Origin of the sequence: Rhodococcus sp. KBW08 (genome assembly GCF_003852455.1) — a bacterium.
Taxonomy (GTDB): Bacteria; Actinomycetota; Actinomycetes; order Mycobacteriales; family Mycobacteriaceae; genus Rhodococcus_F; species Rhodococcus_F baikonurensis.
Genome location: NZ_QAJJ01000030.1, coordinates 75,553 through 94,933, shown reverse-complemented (window position 1 = coordinate 94,933; position 19,381 = coordinate 75,553). Strand labels below are relative to the sequence as shown.

At 63.1% G+C, this 19,381-nt stretch carries 20 protein-coding genes; 17 read left to right on the top strand and 3 right to left on the bottom strand.

Annotated features, from left to right (window positions below; all coding sequences use genetic code 11):
- Nucleotide 1 precedes the first annotated feature (1 nt).
- From DBV08_RS30355 to DBV08_RS30320, 8 genes are read left to right on the top strand one after another with little or no spacing between them, the layout of a single operon-like run.
- A complete protein-coding gene (locus DBV08_RS30355) occupies nt 2–1,171 on the top strand; it encodes an MCE family protein (protein WP_124569830.1) in 1,170 nt (389 codons plus the stop codon).
- Nucleotides 1,168–2,190 carry an MCE family protein gene (locus tag DBV08_RS30350; RefSeq protein ID WP_124569829.1) on the top strand — a complete coding sequence of 341 codons (1,023 nt, stop codon included), beginning with the start codon at nt 1,168–1,170 and terminating at the stop codon, nt 2,188–2,190. Before DBV08_RS30355 ends, DBV08_RS30350 begins: the two co-directional genes overlap by 4 nt.
- The gene (locus DBV08_RS30345) at nt 2,187–3,209 is read left to right on the top strand and encodes an MCE family protein (RefSeq protein ID WP_234036747.1); all 1,023 of its coding nucleotides are present in this window, start codon (nt 2,187–2,189) and stop codon (nt 3,207–3,209) included. Before DBV08_RS30350 ends, DBV08_RS30345 begins: the two co-directional genes overlap by 4 nt.
- Nucleotides 3,209–4,471, top strand: coding sequence for an MCE family protein (locus tag DBV08_RS30340; protein WP_095973283.1), 1,263 nt, complete (start codon nt 3,209–3,211; stop codon nt 4,469–4,471). Before DBV08_RS30345 ends, DBV08_RS30340 begins: the two co-directional genes overlap by 1 nt.
- On the top strand, nt 4,468–5,601 hold the full coding sequence (locus DBV08_RS30335) for an MCE family protein (RefSeq protein ID WP_185564984.1): 1,134 nt from the start codon (nt 4,468–4,470) through the stop codon (nt 5,599–5,601). Before DBV08_RS30340 ends, DBV08_RS30335 begins: the two co-directional genes overlap by 4 nt.
- Entirely contained in the window at nt 5,598–6,917 is a 1,320-nt protein-coding gene (locus DBV08_RS30330; RefSeq protein WP_124569828.1) for an MCE family protein, read from the top strand. Before DBV08_RS30335 ends, DBV08_RS30330 begins: the two co-directional genes overlap by 4 nt.
- On the top strand, nt 6,884–7,420 hold the full coding sequence (locus DBV08_RS30325) for a hypothetical protein (protein ID WP_234036745.1): 537 nt from the start codon (nt 6,884–6,886) through the stop codon (nt 7,418–7,420). Before DBV08_RS30330 ends, DBV08_RS30325 begins: the two co-directional genes overlap by 34 nt.
- Nucleotides 7,417–7,884: a hypothetical protein gene (locus DBV08_RS30320; protein WP_124569827.1), complete on the top strand. Its 468-nt coding sequence runs from the start codon at nt 7,417–7,419 to the stop codon at nt 7,882–7,884. Before DBV08_RS30325 ends, DBV08_RS30320 begins: the two co-directional genes overlap by 4 nt.
- On the opposite strand, the gene DBV08_RS30315 is transcribed toward DBV08_RS30320, so the two are convergent.
- Nucleotides 7,881–8,471 carry a TetR/AcrR family transcriptional regulator gene (locus tag DBV08_RS30315; RefSeq protein WP_095973280.1) on the bottom strand — a complete coding sequence of 197 codons (591 nt, stop codon included), beginning with the start codon at nt 8,469–8,471 and terminating at the stop codon, nt 7,881–7,883. The genes DBV08_RS30320 and DBV08_RS30315 overlap by 4 nt on opposite strands.
- A gap of 221 nt (nt 8,472–8,692) precedes the next feature.
- Here DBV08_RS30315 and DBV08_RS30310 point away from each other — a divergent pair, with 221 nt between their 5' ends.
- Complete coding sequence (locus tag DBV08_RS30310) at nt 8,693–10,231, top strand: FAD-binding protein (protein WP_124569826.1); 1,539 nt, start codon at nt 8,693–8,695, stop codon at nt 10,229–10,231.
- Nucleotides 10,232–10,256: 25 nt separating this feature from the next.
- On the opposite strand, the gene DBV08_RS30305 is transcribed toward DBV08_RS30310, so the two are convergent.
- On the bottom strand, nt 10,257–10,766 hold the full coding sequence (locus DBV08_RS30305) for a MarR family winged helix-turn-helix transcriptional regulator (RefSeq protein WP_030536759.1): 510 nt from the start codon (nt 10,764–10,766) through the stop codon (nt 10,257–10,259).
- 175 nt (nt 10,767–10,941) lie between these two features.
- Here DBV08_RS30305 and DBV08_RS30300 point away from each other — a divergent pair, with 175 nt between their 5' ends.
- Nucleotides 10,942–11,724 carry a dioxygenase gene (locus DBV08_RS30300; protein ID WP_124569825.1) on the top strand — a complete coding sequence of 261 codons (783 nt, stop codon included), beginning with the start codon at nt 10,942–10,944 and terminating at the stop codon, nt 11,722–11,724.
- Nucleotides 11,725–11,745: 21 nt separating this feature from the next.
- Here the strand turns inward: DBV08_RS30300 and DBV08_RS30295 are convergent, their stop codons facing one another.
- Nucleotides 11,746–12,204 (bottom strand): peroxiredoxin, encoded by a 459-nt coding sequence (locus tag DBV08_RS30295; RefSeq protein WP_020907928.1) that lies wholly within the window; start codon nt 12,202–12,204, stop codon nt 11,746–11,748.
- A 57-nt stretch (nt 12,205–12,261) separates the two neighbouring features.
- On the opposite strand from DBV08_RS30295, the gene DBV08_RS30290 reads away from it, so the two are divergent.
- The 7 genes from DBV08_RS30290 to DBV08_RS30260 all read left to right on the top strand — a co-directional run bounded on the left by DBV08_RS30290 (nt 12,262) and on the right by DBV08_RS30260 (nt 19,257).
- Entirely contained in the window at nt 12,262–13,848 is a 1,587-nt protein-coding gene (locus tag DBV08_RS30290) for an anthranilate synthase component I (protein ID WP_124569824.1), read from the top strand.
- Nucleotides 13,845–14,576, top strand: a complete 732-nt coding sequence (locus DBV08_RS30285; RefSeq protein ID WP_124569823.1) for a TIGR02234 family membrane protein — start codon at nt 13,845–13,847, stop codon at nt 14,574–14,576. The genes DBV08_RS30290 and DBV08_RS30285 overlap by 4 nt, the downstream gene beginning before the upstream one ends.
- Nucleotides 14,577–14,701: 125 nt before the next feature.
- Complete coding sequence (trpC, locus tag DBV08_RS30280) at nt 14,702–15,511, top strand: indole-3-glycerol phosphate synthase TrpC (protein WP_003944016.1); 810 nt, start codon at nt 14,702–14,704, stop codon at nt 15,509–15,511.
- A 74-nt stretch (nt 15,512–15,585) separates the two neighbouring features.
- Nucleotides 15,586–16,935 (top strand): tryptophan synthase subunit beta, encoded by a 1,350-nt coding sequence (gene trpB / locus DBV08_RS30275; RefSeq protein WP_124569822.1) that lies wholly within the window; start codon nt 15,586–15,588, stop codon nt 16,933–16,935.
- Nucleotides 16,932–17,735 (top strand): tryptophan synthase subunit alpha, encoded by an 804-nt coding sequence (gene trpA, locus DBV08_RS30270; protein WP_003944010.1) that lies wholly within the window; start codon nt 16,932–16,934, stop codon nt 17,733–17,735. Before trpB ends, trpA begins: the two co-directional genes overlap by 4 nt.
- Nucleotides 17,732–18,835: a prolipoprotein diacylglyceryl transferase gene (gene lgt / locus DBV08_RS30265; protein WP_185564982.1), complete on the top strand. Its 1,104-nt coding sequence runs from the start codon at nt 17,732–17,734 to the stop codon at nt 18,833–18,835. The genes trpA and lgt overlap by 4 nt, the downstream gene beginning before the upstream one ends.
- Entirely contained in the window at nt 18,832–19,257 is a 426-nt protein-coding gene (locus DBV08_RS30260; RefSeq protein ID WP_124569821.1) for a TM2 domain-containing protein, read from the top strand. Before lgt ends, DBV08_RS30260 begins: the two co-directional genes overlap by 4 nt.
- Nucleotides 19,258–19,381: the final 124 nt, after the last annotated feature.

Genomic DNA, 19,381 nt, shown 5'->3' with positions numbered 1-19,381 from the left:
CGTGCACAGATACGGCTACAAGTTGGCTGCTCTGGGCTTGGCTGCGGCGATCGTCGGGGTCATCGCTTTGTCGGTCGCGTCTTTCAACCAGGTGTATGTCGCTCGCGTCCCGATCACGGTGATCGCGGAGCGCGCCGGGCTCGTGATGGATCCGGGCGCGCGGGTGAAGATGGCCGGGGTGACCGTGGGCTCGGTGGAGTCCATCACGCCGACTGACGACGCCACCGCGCAACTGTCGTTGTCGATCGATCCCGAAGCGCTCGAATCGATTCCGTCAAACGTGGATGTGGCGATCACGTCGAACACGGCCTTCGGCGCGAAATTCGTCAGCCTGTCCTCGCCGGAGCAACCGAGCAGCGCGCGACTTGCCGCCGGGGCGACGATCGACGCATCCCGGGTGACTGTCGAGCTGAACACGGTGTTCGAGAAACTCACCACCGTGCTCCGGACCGTGGACCCGGGCAAGCTCGATTCGACATTGGGTGCCCTCTCGACTGCTCTGCAAGGACGCGGCGAACGGCTCGGGGTCGCACTCGAACAAGCAGATTCCTCCTTGCTCGAATTCAACACTGCACGTGAGGCTCTCGATCATGTGTTGACTGATTTACCAGCCGTCACACAGACCTACCGCGACGCTGTTCTCGACTTGCTCGACATCCTCGACTCGCTCACGACGACGGGAACCACAGTGCTCGACGAGCAACAGAATCTTGATCTCCTCTTGCTCAACGTGATCGGGGTCGCCCGCACCGGAGAAGATGTACTGGGAGCCAACGCCGACGGTATCGACACCGTTCTGTCGTTACTGCGGCCGACCACCGCACTGCTCGAGGAATACTCCCCGGTGATTCCCTGCATGTTCCACGGACTGCAGGAGAGCAAGAAGATCGGCGACGGCGCCTACAACGGACAACCAGGAATCAAGATGTCGATCGGTCTGATCGCCGGAACCGAACCGTACCGATATCCCGACGACCTTCCGAAGGTCGCGGCAACAGGTGGCCCGCAGTGTATGGGTCTTCCACTGCGCGACCCGAACGTCAACGCGCCTTACCTGGTGACCGATACCGGGGTGAATCCGTTTGCGCCCGAGCGTCAGCCGAATGGTGGGCAACCGATGAACACGGTCCCGGATCTGATGAGCTACCTGTTCGGGACGGAGATCCGATGAAAGTTCGTGGATACACCGTCAAGTTCGGAATTTTTGTTCTGGTGATGATCCTCGTCAACGCCGGGCTGATCCTCGTGTTCGGCCAGATGCGAGGTGGCGACGCGAGGTCGTACTCGGCGGAGTTCGTCAACGCCTCCGGGCTCAGAGCGGGCGACAAGGTGCGCATCGCGGGTGTGCCCGTCGGTGCTGTCGGCTCCGTCGAATTCGGTGGGAATCACCGTGCCCACGTGAGTTTCAGTGTGGATACGGGTGACACCGTGACTGTATCGACCAGAGCCGCTGTTCGATATCAGGATCTGGTGGGTAATCGATACCTCGAACTGCTCGACGATCCGGGGATCGCGGAACCGCAGCCACAGGGCGAGAGCATTCCCGTCGATCGCACCGCGCCGGCACTCGACCTCGATGCGCTACTCGGTGGTTTCAAGCCGCTGTTTCAAGCCCTGGACCCGGAGCAGGTCAACGCGTTGTCGATGTCCTTGCTCGAGGTGTTTCAAGGCCAGTCCGGAACTGTGGCATCGGTGCTGGCGCACACCGGATCGATCACGAACACTCTCGCAGACCGCGACCAACTGATCGGTCGAGTGATCGGCAACCTCGACGGTGTGCTCAGTGAATTGCGCAGCCGCGGTGGACAGTTCAGTGACACTCTCGATCACCTACAACAGCTGGTGAGCGGGCTCGCGGCGGATCGGGAGATGATCGGGAGTGCCGTCGAGAGTGTGAACACCGCGTCAGGCACCTTCGCCGATCTCCTCGCCGGAGTTCGCCCGGACGTCGCGGGAAACCTGTCGAAGCTGGACGCAAGTCTGAATCCGCTGATCGAGCAACAGAGTGAGCTCGATCGGATTCTCGCGTCCATGCCCTCGAACTACAAGCAGCTGATCCGAGTCGGCTCGTACGGGTCGTTCTTCAACTTCTATCTGTGCGGAATCGCCCTGAAGGTCGACGGTGCCGACGGTACGCCGCTCACTGTCGACCTGGTGGATCAGACGACCGGAAGGTGCGCACCACGATGAGAGAGATGGCACAGAGCCAGGCCGTACGCGTGGGGGTCGTGGGATTGGTCGTCACGGCCGCCGTCGTATTGGCATCGCTCCAGTATCAGAATCTGCAGTTCCTGAAATCGGGTGTCGGGTACAGCGCGGTGTTCGCCGACGCCAGCGGTCTCGCGCCGGGAGACGAAGTCAATGCCGCCGGAGTGAAGATCGGAACGGTGGACCGGATCGAGGTCGAGCACGGACTCGCGCGCGTGGACTTCACACTGGAAGGCTCGATCGGTTTGGGAGAAAGCACGTCGGCCGCGGTCACCACGATGTCGTTGCTCGGCAAGCGAGCTGTTTCACTCGATCTCGACGGTCCGGGAAGGATCGCGGTCGGCAGCGAGATCCCGGTCGAGCGAACAAGATCGGCCTACTCGCTCCCCGACGTTCTCGGTGACCTCACCACGACGGTCGAGGACATCGATCTCGACCAGCTCTCCGAATCGCTCGACGCAGTGGGACAGGTGATGTCCGGCAGTGCGCCGAGCCTGAGGCCGGCACTGGACGGCGTCGCACGGATCTCCGACAGCGTCAATCGGCGGGACGACATGTTGCGCACCTTGCTGTCCGATGCAAACGACGTCGCCGGGACGTTGGCCGAGCGTGGACCACAGGTCAACGCGCTACTCGTCGACGGCAACGCGTTGTTGGGAGAACTGGATCGGCGACAGGCGGCGCTTGGGGAAGTGATCACGAACATCTCGGCATTGTCGACCCAGCTGAGTGGACTCGTCCACGACAACGAGGCGCAATTGCAGCCGGTCCTCGGCAAACTCGATACCGTTGTCGGCATTCTGCAGAACAACAAGGACAACCTTTCTCAGGGAATCGACGGTCTCGGTACGTACGTGGGCACGCTCGGTGACACCGTGGCCAGCGGTCCCTTCTATTACGCCTACGTCCAGAACCTGGTACCGGCGCAATACACCCAACCGTTGATCAACGCGATGTTCGGGCTACCACCTGCACCGCTGCCGATTCCGGAGGTTCGATGATGGGTGCCTCACGAGTTCGCAATCCGCTGAACCGGCGTCGAATCGCCCTCGTCGGCGCAGGCATCATCGGGGCGGCGATCGTCGTCGTGTCGGGATACCTTGCGGTGCAACATATGCGCTACTACAACGTGACGGCCTACTTCACCTCGACGACTGGTCTGTATGTCGGTGACGACGTTCGTGTCGTGGGAGTCGACGTCGGCCGTGTCACCGAGATCGCCCCTCAGGGTGATCGAATGCGCGTCGAACTGAAATTGGCCCGCGAGGTTCCCGTCGCCGAGGATGCGAAAGCGGTGATCGTTGCCCAGTCGCTGGTCTCGGCCCGCTTCGTGCAGTTGACACCGGCGGTGACGGACGGCGCCGACGCACTGAGCGACGGTGCGGAGATCGGGCTCGACCGAACAGCTGTCCCGGTCGAGTGGGATCAGATCAAGGAACAGCTGGGCCGGGCCGCCGATGCTTTGGGTCCCGACGGGGACGATCGCGGTCCCGCCGCCAACTTCCTCGACGGTGCCGGATCCGCACTGGCCGGCAACGGGGAAGCGCTGGGGCGCTCGGTGACCGAACTCTCGGAGGCTATGAGCACACTCGACGAAGGCGGAGCCGATCTGTTCGGCACCATCCGCGGCCTGCAGACCTTCACGACCGCACTCGCCGCAAGCGACGAACAGATCGTTCAGTTCCAAGGACGGCTGGCACATGTCTCGAGTGTGCTCGCCGAGAGCCGGACGCAGTTGGCTCCGGCTCTCGCCGAATTGGACGCCGCCGTCGTCGACGTACAGCGGTTTGTCGAACAGAACCGAACCGGCTTGACGGAGCAGATCGCGAAGTTGGCCGACGTGTCCCAGGTATTGGTCGACAAGCGCGCAGGTCTCGAGAAGGTACTGCATCTGGCTCCGACAGCGTTGTCGAACTACTACAACGTCTATCGGCCGGCCCAAGGAGCGATGGTGGGTGTGCCCGCATTCCAGAACGTCGGCAACCCGATCGACTTGATCTGCGGCGGAATCGCCGGCCTGGCCAACGACACCTCGAAGAAGGGCGCGGATTTGTGCATCGAATACCTCGGCCCGTTGCTCAACACGATCAAGGCGAACTACCCGGACCTGAGCATCAACCCGACCCGGGCGCTCGGCGCTCTTCCGGACCAACTGGTGTACAGCGAGCCTGATCTGGAACCGACGGGCGCCTTGAGCTTTCCGACGGTGCCGGTGGCGTCTGATCTGACCGGTTTGCTCATGCCGTCGACAGGATCGCGATGACTAGCCGCCGGTGGGGAACAGTGTGTGTGGCGGCGAGCGCCGTGCTCGTTCTGACGGGTTGTCAATGGAGCGGGCTGAATTCGGTGTCGCTGCCGGGCGCGGCCGGCCGCGGTGAGGGAAGTTTCTCGGTCGTGATCGAGATGCCGGACGTCACGTCGATCAGTCCCAACTCTCCGGTCATGGTCGACGACGTGACAGTCGGAAGTATCAGTGCGATCGAGACCGACAACTGGCACGCACGGGTGACGGTTGCGCTCGACGGCTCGGTGTCGCTGCCCGCCAACGCGACTGCCAAGATCGGCCAAACCAGTCTGCTCGGATCCAAACACGTCGCGCTCGCGCCGCCCACCGAGGTGGCGCCGGAAGGGCGGTTGTCGGAGGGATCCGTGATTCCCCTTGCATCGGCCAGTGTCTATCCCACCACCGAGGAAGCGTTGACGGCACTGTCCCTGGTGCTCAACGGCGGTGGGCTGGCCCAGATTCACAGCATCACCACGGAACTGAACACTGCTCTCGGCGGACGGACCGATGCGGCGCGCGACCTGCTGAGCCAGATGGACACCGTGACCGAGACACTCGACCGTCAACGCGAGGCGATGGTCACGACCATGGAGAATCTCGACGTGTTCGCCGGCGAGATCACGGCTCAGCGAGACGTTCTCGGTGAGGCGTTGGAGACCCTTGATCCGGCCTTGGCGGAACTGAGCGCCCAACGCGTCGACCTGACCACCGCCCTCGATGCGGTCGGCAGGTTCGGGGACGTCGGGACCGATCTGGTCGACCGGACCCGCGACGATGTGAAAGCCAATTTGAGCGCCTTGGAATCGACGCTGCAGAAGGTGGTCGAAACCGGACCGGACCTGATCAACAATTTGGGCAATCTGAGTACCTTCCCCTTCCCCCAGACGACCATCGACGACGGAATGCGCGGTGACTACACCAATTTGTGGGCGCTGATCGACCTCACGAGTAATCGCCTCCAGTCAGGTCTCGGCTTCGGTACTCCGTTCGGGGCGCCGCAAACTCCGGTGGAGAACGGAATACTGGTCGATCCTTTGACCGCGCCTCTGGGTACCGGGCGGGCCGCCCCAAGTGACACCGGGCGGACCGACCAGGACGGTGGACGATGATTCTCACGAAGTTGGTGCGAAGGCAATTGACGATCTTCGCGATCCTGGCGGTGATAGGCATGAGCGCAGCGGCTATCTCGTACCTGAGAGTTCCGACCATGCTCGGCATCGGGCGCTATTCGGTGACAGTCGAACTGCCCGACGCCGGCGGCCTGTATCGGAACGCGAACGTGACCTATCGCGGCGACACCATCGGTCAGGTCAGGTCGGTGCGTCTGTCTCCGGGAGTGGTACGCGCCGAATTATCTTTGGAGAGCGCGGTTCCCGTTCCCTCCAGCGGGCTCACAGTAGCGGTGCGAAGTGTGTCGGCCATCGGCGAGCAATATGTCGACATGCAACCGAGCACCGCGGACGGACCCTTTCTGTCCGACGGAGACGTGATCGGCCCCGACGCTGTCACGATCCCGACCGAGATCGGACCGGTCCTCGATCAGGCGCAGGCGATGCTCGCATCCGTACCGCAGGACAAGTTGCGATCGGTGATCGACGAGTCCGCGGCGGCGTTCGGAGGCAGGGGAGAGGACCTGGCTCGTCTGCTGGATTCGACCACTTCGTTCGTCGATCAGATGTCCGCTGCCACGACACCGGCAACGACGCTCGTACAGCAGTTGGATCCGCTCCTGCAGACACAGGTGGTGACGGGCGACCAGATTCGCCAGTGGGCGTCCAGTGTCGCTCAACTCAGTGGACAGTTGGAGATCGCCGACGGCGCCGTGCGCAATATCCTCGAAACCGGACCGGGCTTCGCGACCGAAGCCGACCTGCTGTTTCAAGGCCTCAAACCCACTTTGCCTGTGCTGCTTGCCAATTTCACGAGCACCGCTCAGGTGGCTTTGACGTACAACGCCGGCTTGGAGCAGGTGCTCGTCATCTTGCCGCCATTGGTCGCGGCACAGGAAACCGTCGTACAACGCGGGCAGGTGGACGGTGCCGCGAACGTCAACTTCCACCTCCAGGCGCAAGATCCTGCAGCGTGCTCGACCGGTTACCTTCCGGCCGATCAGCGACGAGACCCGACCCAGATGAGTGTTCCGGACACCCCGGCCGACCTGTACTGCAAAGTTCCACAGAACTCGATCTTCGCAGTTCGTGGATCCCGGAACATTCCCTGCATGGAGGTACCGGGCAAACGAGCACCGAGCCCGGAGATCTGCCGGAGCCCCGAGGCGTACGTGCCGTCGGGGACCAATGCGCCCGGCGAGTTGTACACCGGGCCTGACGGAGTCGACTATCAACACACGGAGTTGGTTCCGGCCGCCTCCGGTCCGGGGGAGGGCGAGCCGTGGCAACAGTTGCTGACGCCGACGAATCGCTGAGGGGCGAGGTGCTGGATCCGGTACGAGGCAAACCCGGTGTTCTCACCGCCCTGGCCTGGATTGCACTCGCGGCTCTGAGCGTCGTCGTCGTCTTCGGCTGTCTGGCAGTTCGATCGGACCGCGCCCGAGAGTCCCAGCGTCAAGAGTTCGTCGCCGGTGCGGTCGCAGGAACCCTTGCCCTGATCGACGTCCACTCTGCCACGCTCGACGAGGATCTCGCGACGCTGAAGTCGCTGACTACGGGAACTTTTGCAGACGAACTGAAGTCCGGTGAATCTGCGTTCGTCGCATCGATCCGCGATTTCGCCGTCGATTCCGATGGTCGTGTCGACACCGCAGCCCTGGCATCGGAATCCGGTACCTCGGGAGTGGTACTGATCGCAGCCTCGGCCCAGGTCGGCAATTCAGCGGGAGAATCTTCGGCGCGAACCTACCGTCTGCGCATCGGTGTCGAGGAGGTCGACGGGCGGGTGCTGATGTCGAGTGTGGAGTTCGTCCCGTGAAGCGCGTGGTCTTGGTGTGTGCGGCGCTGATCTTGGTGGGAGTCGGTGGGACTCTGCTCTGGAGTCATCACCGTTCGGCAGCCGCTGACACCGCACGTGTAGAGGTGATCGGTGTGGCGCCGATGCTCGTCGAGAATCTCTTGAGCTACAACAGCGACACGGTCGACGACGACCTTGCACGTGCTGCCGAGGGCGCAAGCGGAACGTTTCAGGACAGCTTCGCCGAATTCGGATCGAAAACGGTTGCACCCCAATCGAAGGAGCAGGGAATCAGCACCAAGGCGCGGGTAGTCGACGTCGGCGTGCGCTCCGTGGCTGCAGACCGCGCAGAATTGCTCATGTTCGTCGATCAGATCACGACGAGTATCGCGCGGCCGGCACCAGCGTCGACGTCGAGCCGAGTCGAGGTGACACTCGACCGAGTCGACGGAACATGGCTGGTGAGTGCCATGATCCCCGTCTAGTGAAGGTTCTCGCGGCCCGCCATGATCAGCCTGGCAGTGACTTCGAGCCGGTCTGCGATCTGCGAATAGGACTCGTATCCCATGCCGGCTCGGACAAGCGCCCCGGACCAGGAGATTTCGAGTGCTTCGAGTACGTCGGGATCGTACGACGGCCCCAGTGCCTCGATGAGCCGCTCCCGGATGTTCTTGCCGATGCGTCCCCGAAGATGTTCGACGTCGGGATCGTTGCCCATCATCGCCGTGGTCACGGCCGCCGCCAGCTCCGGTTCGTCGGAAACGAGCAGTGCGACGCTACGAAGGACCGAGCAGACCTGCGCTTCCCGTTCCGCCTCCGGGGAGGGCTCGTGAGGTACCGCGTCGAGTCGGCGCCAGAACAGTTCTGCCACAAGGTGACTCTTGGACGAAAAATAGGTGTATGCCGTGGCCGCGGCGACACCCGCTTCCGCTGCCACCATCCGCACAGTCAGATCGGCAAACCCTTTGTCGCGCAGGACCGTGATCGCTGCCGCGGTCAGTCGATCGACGGTTTCGGCTTGCTGCTGTGTGAGCCGTCGACGCGTGGACTCGAACTTGGTCTTACCAGACATGTGTCCAGACACTACGGGATCGGACCCGAGCGAGCAAAGTATGCGCTATCACATTCTCAATGTCGCTTCCGCTCGGTGTCATGTCTCGCTCCCGCTTGGTGTCATGTCTCGCTCCCGCTCGGTGGGACAGAATTTCGATCCCCCGCGATCGCTAAGTCCATGTGTTAGAACGATTTCTAGAACACGTTCGGAAAATGTGCCCAGGATCGGAGAGGCTGATTATGACGAAGTGGGACGAGACATGCGACGTACTCGCTGTGGGCTCGGGCGGCGGACTCGCCGGCGCGTACACGGCGGCCCGCGAAGGTCTCGACGTCATTGTGATCGAAGCGACCGACAAGTACGGCGGAACAACGGCGTACTCGGGCGGCGGCGGAATGTGGTTCCCGTGCAACGCCGTTCTTCGCCGTTCCGGGGACGACGACACCATCGACGATGCGCTGGAGTACTACCGTTCGGTGGTGGGTGATCGGACGCCCGCCGACGTTCAGGAGGCATACGTTCGGGGCGGCGCCGGGTTGATCGACTATCTCGAAGAGGACTCGAATTTCGAGTTCCAGATACTGCCATGGCCCGACTACTTCGGGGAAAAACCCAAGGCTCGCGCGAGCGGTCGACACATCGTTCCCAAACCGATGAACGCGACGAGGGTTGGTGTGCTTCGTGATTCACTTCGATCGCCGCTCGCGACGGAGCGGTTGGGAGAAGAGTTGCCGGCGTACCTCGTCGGCGGGCAGTCGTTGATCGGCCGATTCATGCTGGCACTTTCGACATACCCGAATGCCGCCATGCACCTGAACACCGCACTCGAAGAATTGGTTGTCGAGGACGGACGGGTCGTCGGCGCTGTCGTCGAGCAAGGTGGTCGGCGTCGAATGATCCGAGCCCACAGAGGAGTGATCCTGGCCGCCGGCGGATTCGAACAGAACGAGACCCTGCGGGCCGAATTCGGTGTCCCTGGTTCTGCTCTCGACACGATGGGCTGCCCCGGCAACCTCGGTAAGGCTCACCAGGCGGCCATCGCCGTGGGCGCCGACACCGACCTCATGGGGGAGGCCTGGTGGTCGCCCGGGCTGACCCATCCAGATGGCCGCTCTGCGTTTGCGTTGTGGTTCACCGGCGGAATCTTCGTGGACGACAAGGGTCGCCGGTTCGTCAACGAGTCTGCGCCGTACGACCGCTTGGGTCGCTCCGTCATCGAACACATGCGGGCAGGGAAAGTAACCACGCCGTACTGGATGATCTACGACAACAGAGAAGGCGCAGTGCCACCGGTGAAGGCACCCAATGTGCCTATGGCGCAGACGAAGCAATACGTGGATGCGGGATTGTGGAAGAGTGCGCAGACGCTCGAAGACCTCGCCGCCCAGATCGATGTTCCCGCAGCGGAACTGGTGGAGACCGTGAAGCGATTCAACGCGTCTGCGGCGACCGGCGTCGACGCGGACTTCGGCCGAGGAGACACTGCATACGACCGCGCCTTCTCGGAGGGGGCTTCGCCGCTCGTACCGATCGACCAAGGTCCGTTTCACGCTGCTGCTTTCGGAATCTCCGACCTCGGGACCAAAGGTGGTCTACGCACCGACGCGACCGCGAGGGTACTCAAAGCCGACGGTACGGCGATTGCCGGGTTGTACGCTGCGGGGAACACGATGGCAGCGGCCAGCGGGGCAACGTACCCCGGCGGTGGAAATCCGATCGGAGCGAGCATGTTGTTCAGCCACTTGGCTGCACTCCACCTCACGAAGCCGCTGTCGTAAGTCAGCCCGCTCGTGTCGGGAAGCGTCAGGCCTTGCCGAGTCCGGCGGCGATTCCCTTGTCCAGTTGGGTGAGCATTGCCGTACCCAACGACGAAAGCTGGGCGACCTGTCGATCGTCGAGGCCCTCGAAGAGGAGACCTTGAACCGAGGCGACGTGCGGCGGCGCGGCCGCGACGACCTTTGCCATTCCTTCGTCGGTGAGCACTGCGTTGGAGCCGCGGCTGCCGCGAATGACTTCCCGTTTCACCCAGCCGGCTTTCTCCATCTTCGTGATGACGTGCGACAGGCGGGACAGGGACGCGTTCGCTCGCTGGGCAAGTACCGACAACTGGAGCTTGTGGTCGGGGGCGTCCGAGAGTGCGGCTAGGACGAAGTACTCGAAGTGGGTGAGTGCCGAATCGCGTTGCAGTTGAGTGTCGAGGGCGGCAGGCAATCGAGTCACGAGAGCGATCAGTGTCAGCCAGGCTTCCTGCTGCTCGGCTGTGAGCCACTTTGTCTGAGACTGCGCGTCGGGCTGCGCGGTCGGTTCACTCATCGGTGACTTCTCCTTCGGGTCGAGCATTCTTCGTGCGCGGAGCGTGCTGGTGTACAGCGTCTCAGACGCATGTCCAGAAGAATATCGCGGGGAATAGTTGCGGGACGCAAGTGTTGAGTTCTATATTAGGTTGAACCTTCAACTTAATCACGAATGTCTATCCCGAGGAGTCCGTATGTCCACCGCAACCATGCCTGCGCTGTATCTCAGCCACGGTGCTCCGCCGCTGGTGGACAGCGCGTTGTGGGTCGACCAGTTGGGGGCGTGGGCCGGCGATCTTCCGCGCCCGACGGCAATCCTCGTCGTCTCGGCGCACTGGGAATCGGCGCCGCTGACGATCGGTTCGACGACCACGGGCACCCCGCTCATCTACGACTTCGGTGGTTTTCCCGAGAGGTTCTACCGCGCGAAGTACAACTCTCCCGGCGCTCCGGAACTCGCCGCCCAGGTTGCCGCGTTGATGCCGGACAACGAACGAGTGGTTCAGCAGCCGAATCGAGGCCTGGATCATGGTGCCTACGTGCCGCTCACGGTGATGTACCCGGACGCAGACATCCCGGTACTGCAAATTTCGCTGCCCACTCTCGATCCCGAGCGTTTGCTCCATCTCGGAGAGCGCCTACGGCCACTCCGTGAGCAAGGCGTACTGATCGTGGGATCCGGATTCACCACGCACGGGTTACCGTTCCTGCGCGATCCGTCACCGGAAGCGCAGGCCCCGGGATGGTCGGCGGAATTCGACGCGTGGGCAGGGGAGAGGTTCGCTGCCGGTGACGTCGATTCGTTGATCGACTTCCGCGCCCAAGCTCCCGGGATGCCGTACGCGCATCCGACCATCGAACACTTCGCCCCGTTGTTCGTCACGCTCGGTGCGTCGTCCGATCCGGAACAGGTGCCCACCCAGGTGATCGACGGATTCTGGATGGGGCTTGCGAAGCGCTCGATTCAGGTCGCCTAGGGAATCAGGTCCCCAGGAAAGTCAGCTTCGATTGCGAAGGAACTCGAGTGCCTGGTCGCCGTGGGTGTTGGCGCGTAGCTCACTCGAGATGACTTTGAGAACGGTGCGGTCGGTGTCGATCACGAAGGTCGAGCGTTTGACCGGAGCCAACTTGCCCAGGAGTCCGCGCTTGACGCCGAACTGTTCGGCTACCTTGCCGTCGGTGTCTGCGAGTAGGGGGTAGTCGAAGGATTGTGCGGTGGCAAAGGTGGACTGAGCTTCGACCGTATCGGTGCTGATACCCGCCCGCGAAGCGCCCACCGCGGCGAATTCGCTGCCCAGATCACGGAAGTGGCACGCCTCGGCGGTGCACACCGGCGTCGAGGCTGCCGGGTAGAAGAAGAGGACCAAGGGTCCGTTCGCGAGCAGGCTCGTCAGCGAGCGCGGAGTCCCGTCCTGGTCGGGCAGCGAGAAATCGGGAGCGAGTTGGCCTGGTTTCATTCGGCCGAGGTTACCCGCGCACGACGACCGCGTGGGGGAGCCTGGGATGATGGAGTCATGCACGGCGAGCCCACCTCCATGTCCGCACGGTCGTCCGACACCGCGATCGTCGGTGACGCGTCCGATTCCACCACCACTCGGGAGCAGTTCCGAGCTCTCGCGGCCGAGCACCGGGTCGTTCCCGTCACTCGGAAAGTGTTGGCGGACTCCGAAACTCCGCTCTCGGCGTACGAGAAGTTGGCCGGCAATCGTCCCGGCACCTTCTTGCTCGAGTCGGCCGAGAACGGTCGTTCGTGGTCGCGGTGGTCGTTCATCGGCGTCGGGAGTCCGGCTGCACTGACCGTCGTGGACGGAGAGGCAGCTTGGTACGGCAACGTTCCGGCCGGTGCTCCGGCCGGAGGCGATCCGATCGACGCGCTCGGTGCCACCCTGGAGCTACTTCGTTCGGAGCGGCTGCCCGACCTACCCCCGTTGACGGGCGGGATGGTCGGATTTCTCGGCTACGACGCGGTGCGACGCCTCGAGAGATTGGGTGATTCCGCGGTCGACGACCTGCAGATACCCGAGATGGTCATGCTGCTTGCTGCCGACATCGCCGCAGTAGATCACCACGAAGGGGCGATCACCCTCATCGCCAACGCGGTCAACTGGGACGGCACCGACGAGCGTGTCGACACGGCGTACGACGACGCAGTCGCCAGGTTGGACGCGATGACTCGCGCTCTTGCGGCGCCCGCGAAATCGACGGTGTCGACATTCTCGAAAGCGAGTCCGAACTACCGCCGTCAGCGCACCACCGAGAGTTTCGGTGTCGACGTCGAGAAGTTGATCGGCGACATCGAAGCGGGCGAGGCATTCCAGGTTGTCCTCTCGCAGAGATTCGAGATCGATTGCACTGCAGCGCCGATCGACGTGTACCGGATGCTCCGCGCGTCGAACCCCAGCCCGTACATGTACCTGCTCAACGTGCCGAACGGTGATGGCGAGACCGCGTTTTCGATCGTCGGATCGAGCCCTGAGGCACTGGTCACCGTCGCCGAGGGCGTAGCGACAACACACCCGATCGCGGGAACCAGATGGCGCGGTGCCACGGAGGAGGACGACATCCTGCTCGAAAAGGATCTCCTCGCCGACGAGAAGGAGAACTCCGAGCACCTCATGCTCGTCGATCTGGGGCGAAACGATCTGGGGCGCGTCTGTCGCCCGGGCACGGTGAAGGTGCACGACTACCGGCACATCGAGCGGTACAGCCACGTGATGCATCTCGTATCGACCGTCACCGGTCATCTGGCCGAGGGAAAGCACGCTCTCGACGCGGTCACGGCGTGCTTCCCCGCCGGAACCCTGTCAGGGGCACCCAAGGTGCGTGCGATGCAGTTGATCGAAGAACTCGAGCCCACCAGGCGAGGTATCTACGGCGGCATCGTCGGCTACCTCGACTTCGCCGGCGACGCCGACACCGCGATCGCGATCCGAACAGCATTGATCAAGGACGGGATCGGATATGTCCAAGCGGGTGCCGGCGTCGTCGCCGACTCGGACCCGGTCTACGAGGACACCGAGGCCCGCAACAAGGCGATGGCAGTACTGAGCGCCATCGCGTCGGCGCACACCCTGCGCACCATCGGAGGTGACGATCTGTGAGTGAGAACGAGTCGATTGCAGCGGAGCAGCCTACAAGCGCTTCTCGTGGCACCGCCGTGCCGAGAACGCTTTTGCTTGCGTTGTCGGCAGCAGCGTTGTGGGGCAGCTCACGAATGACGTGGGTTCATCTGACCTCGAGCGACGGCAAGACGCTGGAGCGGACGACGGATCTCGACGGCAGCACCTGGGCGGCGGCGATGACTCCGCTCGCGCTCGCGCTTCTCGCGGCGATCGCGGCGTCGTTTGCGGTGCGAGGTTGGGCACTTCGGGTAGTCGGACTGTTGGTTGCACTCGTCGCCATCGCGGTAGCGGTTCCGGCGGTGCAGTTGTTGGTGTCCGGAGCCTCTGCGGACCGAGCGGTGGAGTTGGCCGAGTTGTCCGGTCACCCGGAAGATCTCTCGACGACTGTATCGGTGCTGCCTGCCTTGCTCGCGTTGGTCGGAGCGGTGGCGGCGCTCGGCGCAGCAGTACTTCTGATGCGCAAACCTCCAGTGCGAGGCGGGTTGTCGTCGAAGTACGACAACCCTGCCGCGCGCCGCGAAGCCGCAGCCAAGCTCGGTCAGGGAGACAAACCCGCGTCGGACGAGCCTGTGACACAACGGATGTTGTGGGATGCGCTCGACGCCGGAGAGGACCCGACAGTGGCCGACGGAGAGGACCCGACAGTGGCCGACGGAGACGACGGAGTCGGGGGAGGCGACGGTGCGAAACCGGGGTCGTCCCACTGAGTAAGACTGAACCCTCACCTGCGTGGGTACCCCGACGGAGTAGCAAAATTTCGTCCCACTAGGCTGAGACCACCCTGATGACGTATCTCACATCGGGCTCTTGCCCAGAAAGGATTCGGGCCACGATGACCGTACTCGACTCGATTCTCGACGGGGTGCGCGCTGATGTCGCCGCCCGCGAAGCCGTACTCGACTTCGCTGCAGTCAAGGCTGCTGCGGCCGCTGCACCGCCTGCACTCGATGCTGCAGCAGCACTTCTGGAATCGAGCATCGGCGTCATCGCCGAGGTCAAGCGAGCGAGCCCGTCAAAGGGTGCGCTGGCCGACATTGCCGATCCCGCAGAGCTTGCCGCGGCGTACCAAGCCGGTGGCGCACGCATCATCAGTGTCCTCACCGAAGAGCGCCGTTTTCACGGCTCGTTGGCCGACCTCGACGCAGTCCGTAAAGCGGTCACCATTCCGGTGCTGCGCAAGGACTTCATCGTGGGGCCGTACCAGATTCACGAGGCTCGCGCTCACGGCGCCGACGTCATCTTGCTGATCGTTGCCGCACTCGAACAGCAGGCCCTCGCCTCGCTCATCGATCGCACCGAATCTCTGGGAATGACTGCCCTCGTCGAGGTGCACACGGAAGAAGAAGCCAACCGCGCGCTCGAAGCCGGCGCCAAGGTTATCGGTGTGAACGCCCGCAATCTCAAGACTCTCGAGGTGGACAAGAACACCTTCGGTCGCATCGCTCCCGGTTTGCCGACCGAGACGATCAAGATCGCCGAGTCCGGTGTTCGCGGAACCGCCGATCTGTTGGCGTACGCCGGGGCGGGCGCCGACGCAGTGCTCGTCGGTGAAGGCCTCGTGACCAGCGGCGACCCTCGCAAGGCCGTCGCAGATCTGGTCAATGCAGGCGCACACCCGTCCTGCCCCAAACCGTCGCGATAAATCGCTTCACCCGCCCGGCGTGCTTTGATGCACCCGGGCGGTGACCAGCGACACCCTTGGGGCAGACTGGTGGGGTGACTTCACGTACTCAGGAACCAGGCTCCGGTGCACTATTCAAGGGCGGCAATCTGCCGCCGGCCAGCGCGGGACTCACCGAGCGCTCTCACGATCCCGACGCCGGAGGCCATTTCGGCGTCTATGGCGGACGGCATGTGCCGGAAGCACTCATGGCGGTTATCGAGGAAGTCACTGCGGAGTACGAAAAGGCTCGCGCGGACGACTCGTTCTTGAACGAACTCGATCGCTTGCAGCGCGATTACACCGGGCGTCCGTCGCCGATTTTCGAGGCAACGCGAATGAGCGAGTTCGCCGGCGGCGCGCGCATCATCCTCAAACGTGAAGATCTGAACCACACCGGTTCTCACAAGATCAACAACGTTCTCGGTCAGGTTCTGCTGGCAAAGCGGATGGGCAAGACCCGCATCATCGCCGAGACCGGAGCGGGCCAGCACGGTGTGGCATCGGCCACCGCCTGTGCACTGCTCGGTCTCGAGTGCGTCATCTACATGGGTGCTGTCGACACCGAACGTCAAGCACTGAACGTCGCCCGCATGCGCCTTCTCGGCGCGGAGGTGGTCTCCGTCGAAACAGGTTCGCGCACGCTCAAGGACGCGATCAACGAAGCCTTGCGCGACTGGGTTTCCCACGCGGACAACACCTATTACTGCTTCGGTACCGCGGCAGGCCCGCACCCCTTCCCGACGATCGTGCGCGATTTCCAGCGCGTGGTCGGCCTCGAAACTCGCGCGCAGATTCAGGCGTTGACCGGCCGACTGCCCGATGCAGTCACAGCGTGCGTCGGTGGCGGCTCCAATGCGATCGGAATCTTCCACCCGTTCATCGACGATCTGTCGGTCCGTCTGGTCGGCTACGAAGCAGCCGGCGACGGCGTCGAAACCGGAAGGCATGCAGCAACGTTCGCGGGCGGTACCCCAGGCGCATTCCAAGGTGCCTACTCCTACCTGCTCCAGGACGAAGACGGTCAGACCATCGAATCGCATTCGATCTCTGCCGGTCTGGACTACCCGGGCGTCGGGCCCGAGCACGCTTACCTGAGCGACATCGGGCGCGCCACCTACGAGCCCGTCACCGACAGCGAAGCGATGGATGCGCTTCTGCTGCTCTCGCGCCGCGAAGGCATCATCCCGGCCATCGAATCCGCCCACGCCGTCGCCGGCGCACTCCGACTGGGCAAGGAACTCGGAGAGGGCGCGATCATCGTCGTCAATCTCTCCGGTCGCGGTGACAAGGACATGGACACCGCCGCAAGCTGGTTCGGTCTCTTCGACGGCGCCTCGGGTCAGGCAACCGTTCCGGATGACGCAGCAGACCAGAACGACAACACGGAAGGCTCGGACAAGTGAGCGAACGACCATCACGCCTCGCACCCACCTTTGCAGCGTGCAAGGCTGACAAGCGTGCCGCCCTCGTCGGTTACCTGCCGGCCGGTTATCCGACCGTTCCCGAATCGATCGACGTGTTCAAGGCGATGGTCGACGGTGGCTGCGACATCATCGAGGTCGGTGTCGCGTATTCCGATCCCGTCATGGACGGTCCGACAATCCAGCGGGCAGCCGAAACCGCACTCACCAACGGCGTTCGACTGCGCGACATCTTCACCGTGATCGAGCAGATCAGTTCGGTCGGCGGCAAGGCCGTCGTGATGACCTACTGGAACCCGGTACTGCAGTACGGCGTCGACAAGTTTGCACGAGACCTCGCCTCTGCCGGTGGGCTCGGACTCATCACCCCCAACCTCATTCCGGAAGAAGCAGGCGCCTGGATGGAAGCATCCGAGGAGCACCACCTCGACCGGATCTTCCTTGTCGCGCCGTCCTCGACGGAAGAACGACTCGCGATGACGCTCGACGCGAGTAGTGGATTCATCTACGCGGCCTCGACGATGGGCGTCACCGGCGCTCGCGACGCCGTGTCCTCGATGGCTCCGGAACTGACCGCACGAATCCGCGCGCATTCCGACATTCCCGTCGGCGTCGGATTGGGTGTTCGGTCCGGCGCACAGGCTGCCGAAATCGCGGCATACGCCGATGCCGTCATCGTCGGCTCGGCTCTGGTCTCCGCGGTCGAGAACGGCTTGGGAGCGGTTCGCTCGCTCACCGAAGAACTCGCCGAGGGCGTCCGCTCGGCTACCGTGGCGTCGTGACCTCAACTGTGGACCTGCTGGCCTATATCCCCAGCCCGCCCCAAGGCGTCTGGTACGTCGGACCGGTAGCGCTGCGCGCCTACGCGCTCTTCATCATCCTCGGCATCATCGTCGCGATCGTGTGGGGAGATCGTCGTTGGGTGGCCCGCGGCGGTGAGAAGGGGACTGTTCTCGACATCGCGATCTGGGCTGTTCCCTTCGGTCTGATCGGTGGCAGGCTCTACCACGTATTGACCGACTGGCCCGCCTATTTCGGCGAGAACGGGCAGCCTCTCGACGCACTCAAGGTGTGGCAGGGAGGCCTCGGAATCTGGGGAGCAGTGTTCCTCGGCGGCATCGGTGCGTGGATCGGCTGCCGTCGACGCGGCATTCCGGTGTCCGCGCTAGGTGACGCGATTGCGCCCGGAATCTTGCTCGCACAGGCCATCGGTCGTATCGGCAACTACTTCAACCAGGAGTTGTACGGTCGCGAGACCACCGTCCCATGGGGCCTCGAGATCTTCGAACGGGTGAACTCTTCCGGCCAACTCGATCAACTGGCTGGTGTCTCCAACGGAGAAGTCATTCGGGTCGTTCACCCGACGTTCCTCTACGAAGCTGTGTGGAACGTCTTGATCGTGATCCTGCTGGTCCTCGTCGACCGCCGATTCAAGATCGGCCACGGACGCCTGTTTGCTCTGTACGTCGCGGGCTATTGCCTGGGCCGGTTCGTCGTCGAACTGATGCGTGACGATTTCGCCTACGAGATCGCCGGCATTCGAGTCAACACATTCACCTCGGGGATCGTGTTCTTCGCCGCACTGGCCTACTTTTTCCTGGCGAAGAAGGGCCGTGAGGATCCGGCTGATTTGAAGTCGAAGAACTACGTCGCTGCGGTAGCTGCCGGTGAAGCAGGAGTCGCAGCGCCAGGCACCGACACGGATTCGGCGAAGGCCGACGCGAAAGTCACCGACGCAAAAGCATCCGAAGCGAAGGCCGCTGGATCCGATGCCGCTGGATCCGATGTCACTGAATCCGATGCCAGTGAGGCAAGCGACTCCACGGCAGCGTCGGACGAGTCGTCGGACGCGGTGAAGCTGTCGAAGAAAGACAAGCCGTGACAGGTCCCTATTCGCAAGGGGGATTCCCCGACGATCAGGGACCGGTCTACGGCGCGCCCAATCCGTACGGCTATCAGCAGCCTCTACCTGCTGCGTCGATGTACGGGTTCGGTGATCCCTATGCCCCGTACGGTCGGCACCCGGTAACCGGGGAACCGTATTCCGACAAGTCGAAGGCCACCGCTGGACTGTTGCAGATCTTGCTGGGCTTCTTCGGAATCTGTGGAGTCGGGCGCCTCTACATCGGAAGTGTCGGCATCGGATTGTGCCAACTGCTCGGCATGTTCTTCGCGCTGTTCATGTCGGCGTTCCTGATCGGGATTCCGTTCGCCATCGGAATCTGGATCTGGGCGTTCGTCGACGGCATCGTGATACTTTCGGGCAATGCACGGGACGGTGTTCGTCGGCCGTTACGGGGATGAACCGCGAGGATGAACGCGCAAACAGATGTGTGGGGGTCCGGCCACGCGAAGGTCGAAATCCTTCGCGCGGCCCGATAACAAAGCTATTACGTACCGTCGTCGAATCGAAGGAAAGTACGTTGCC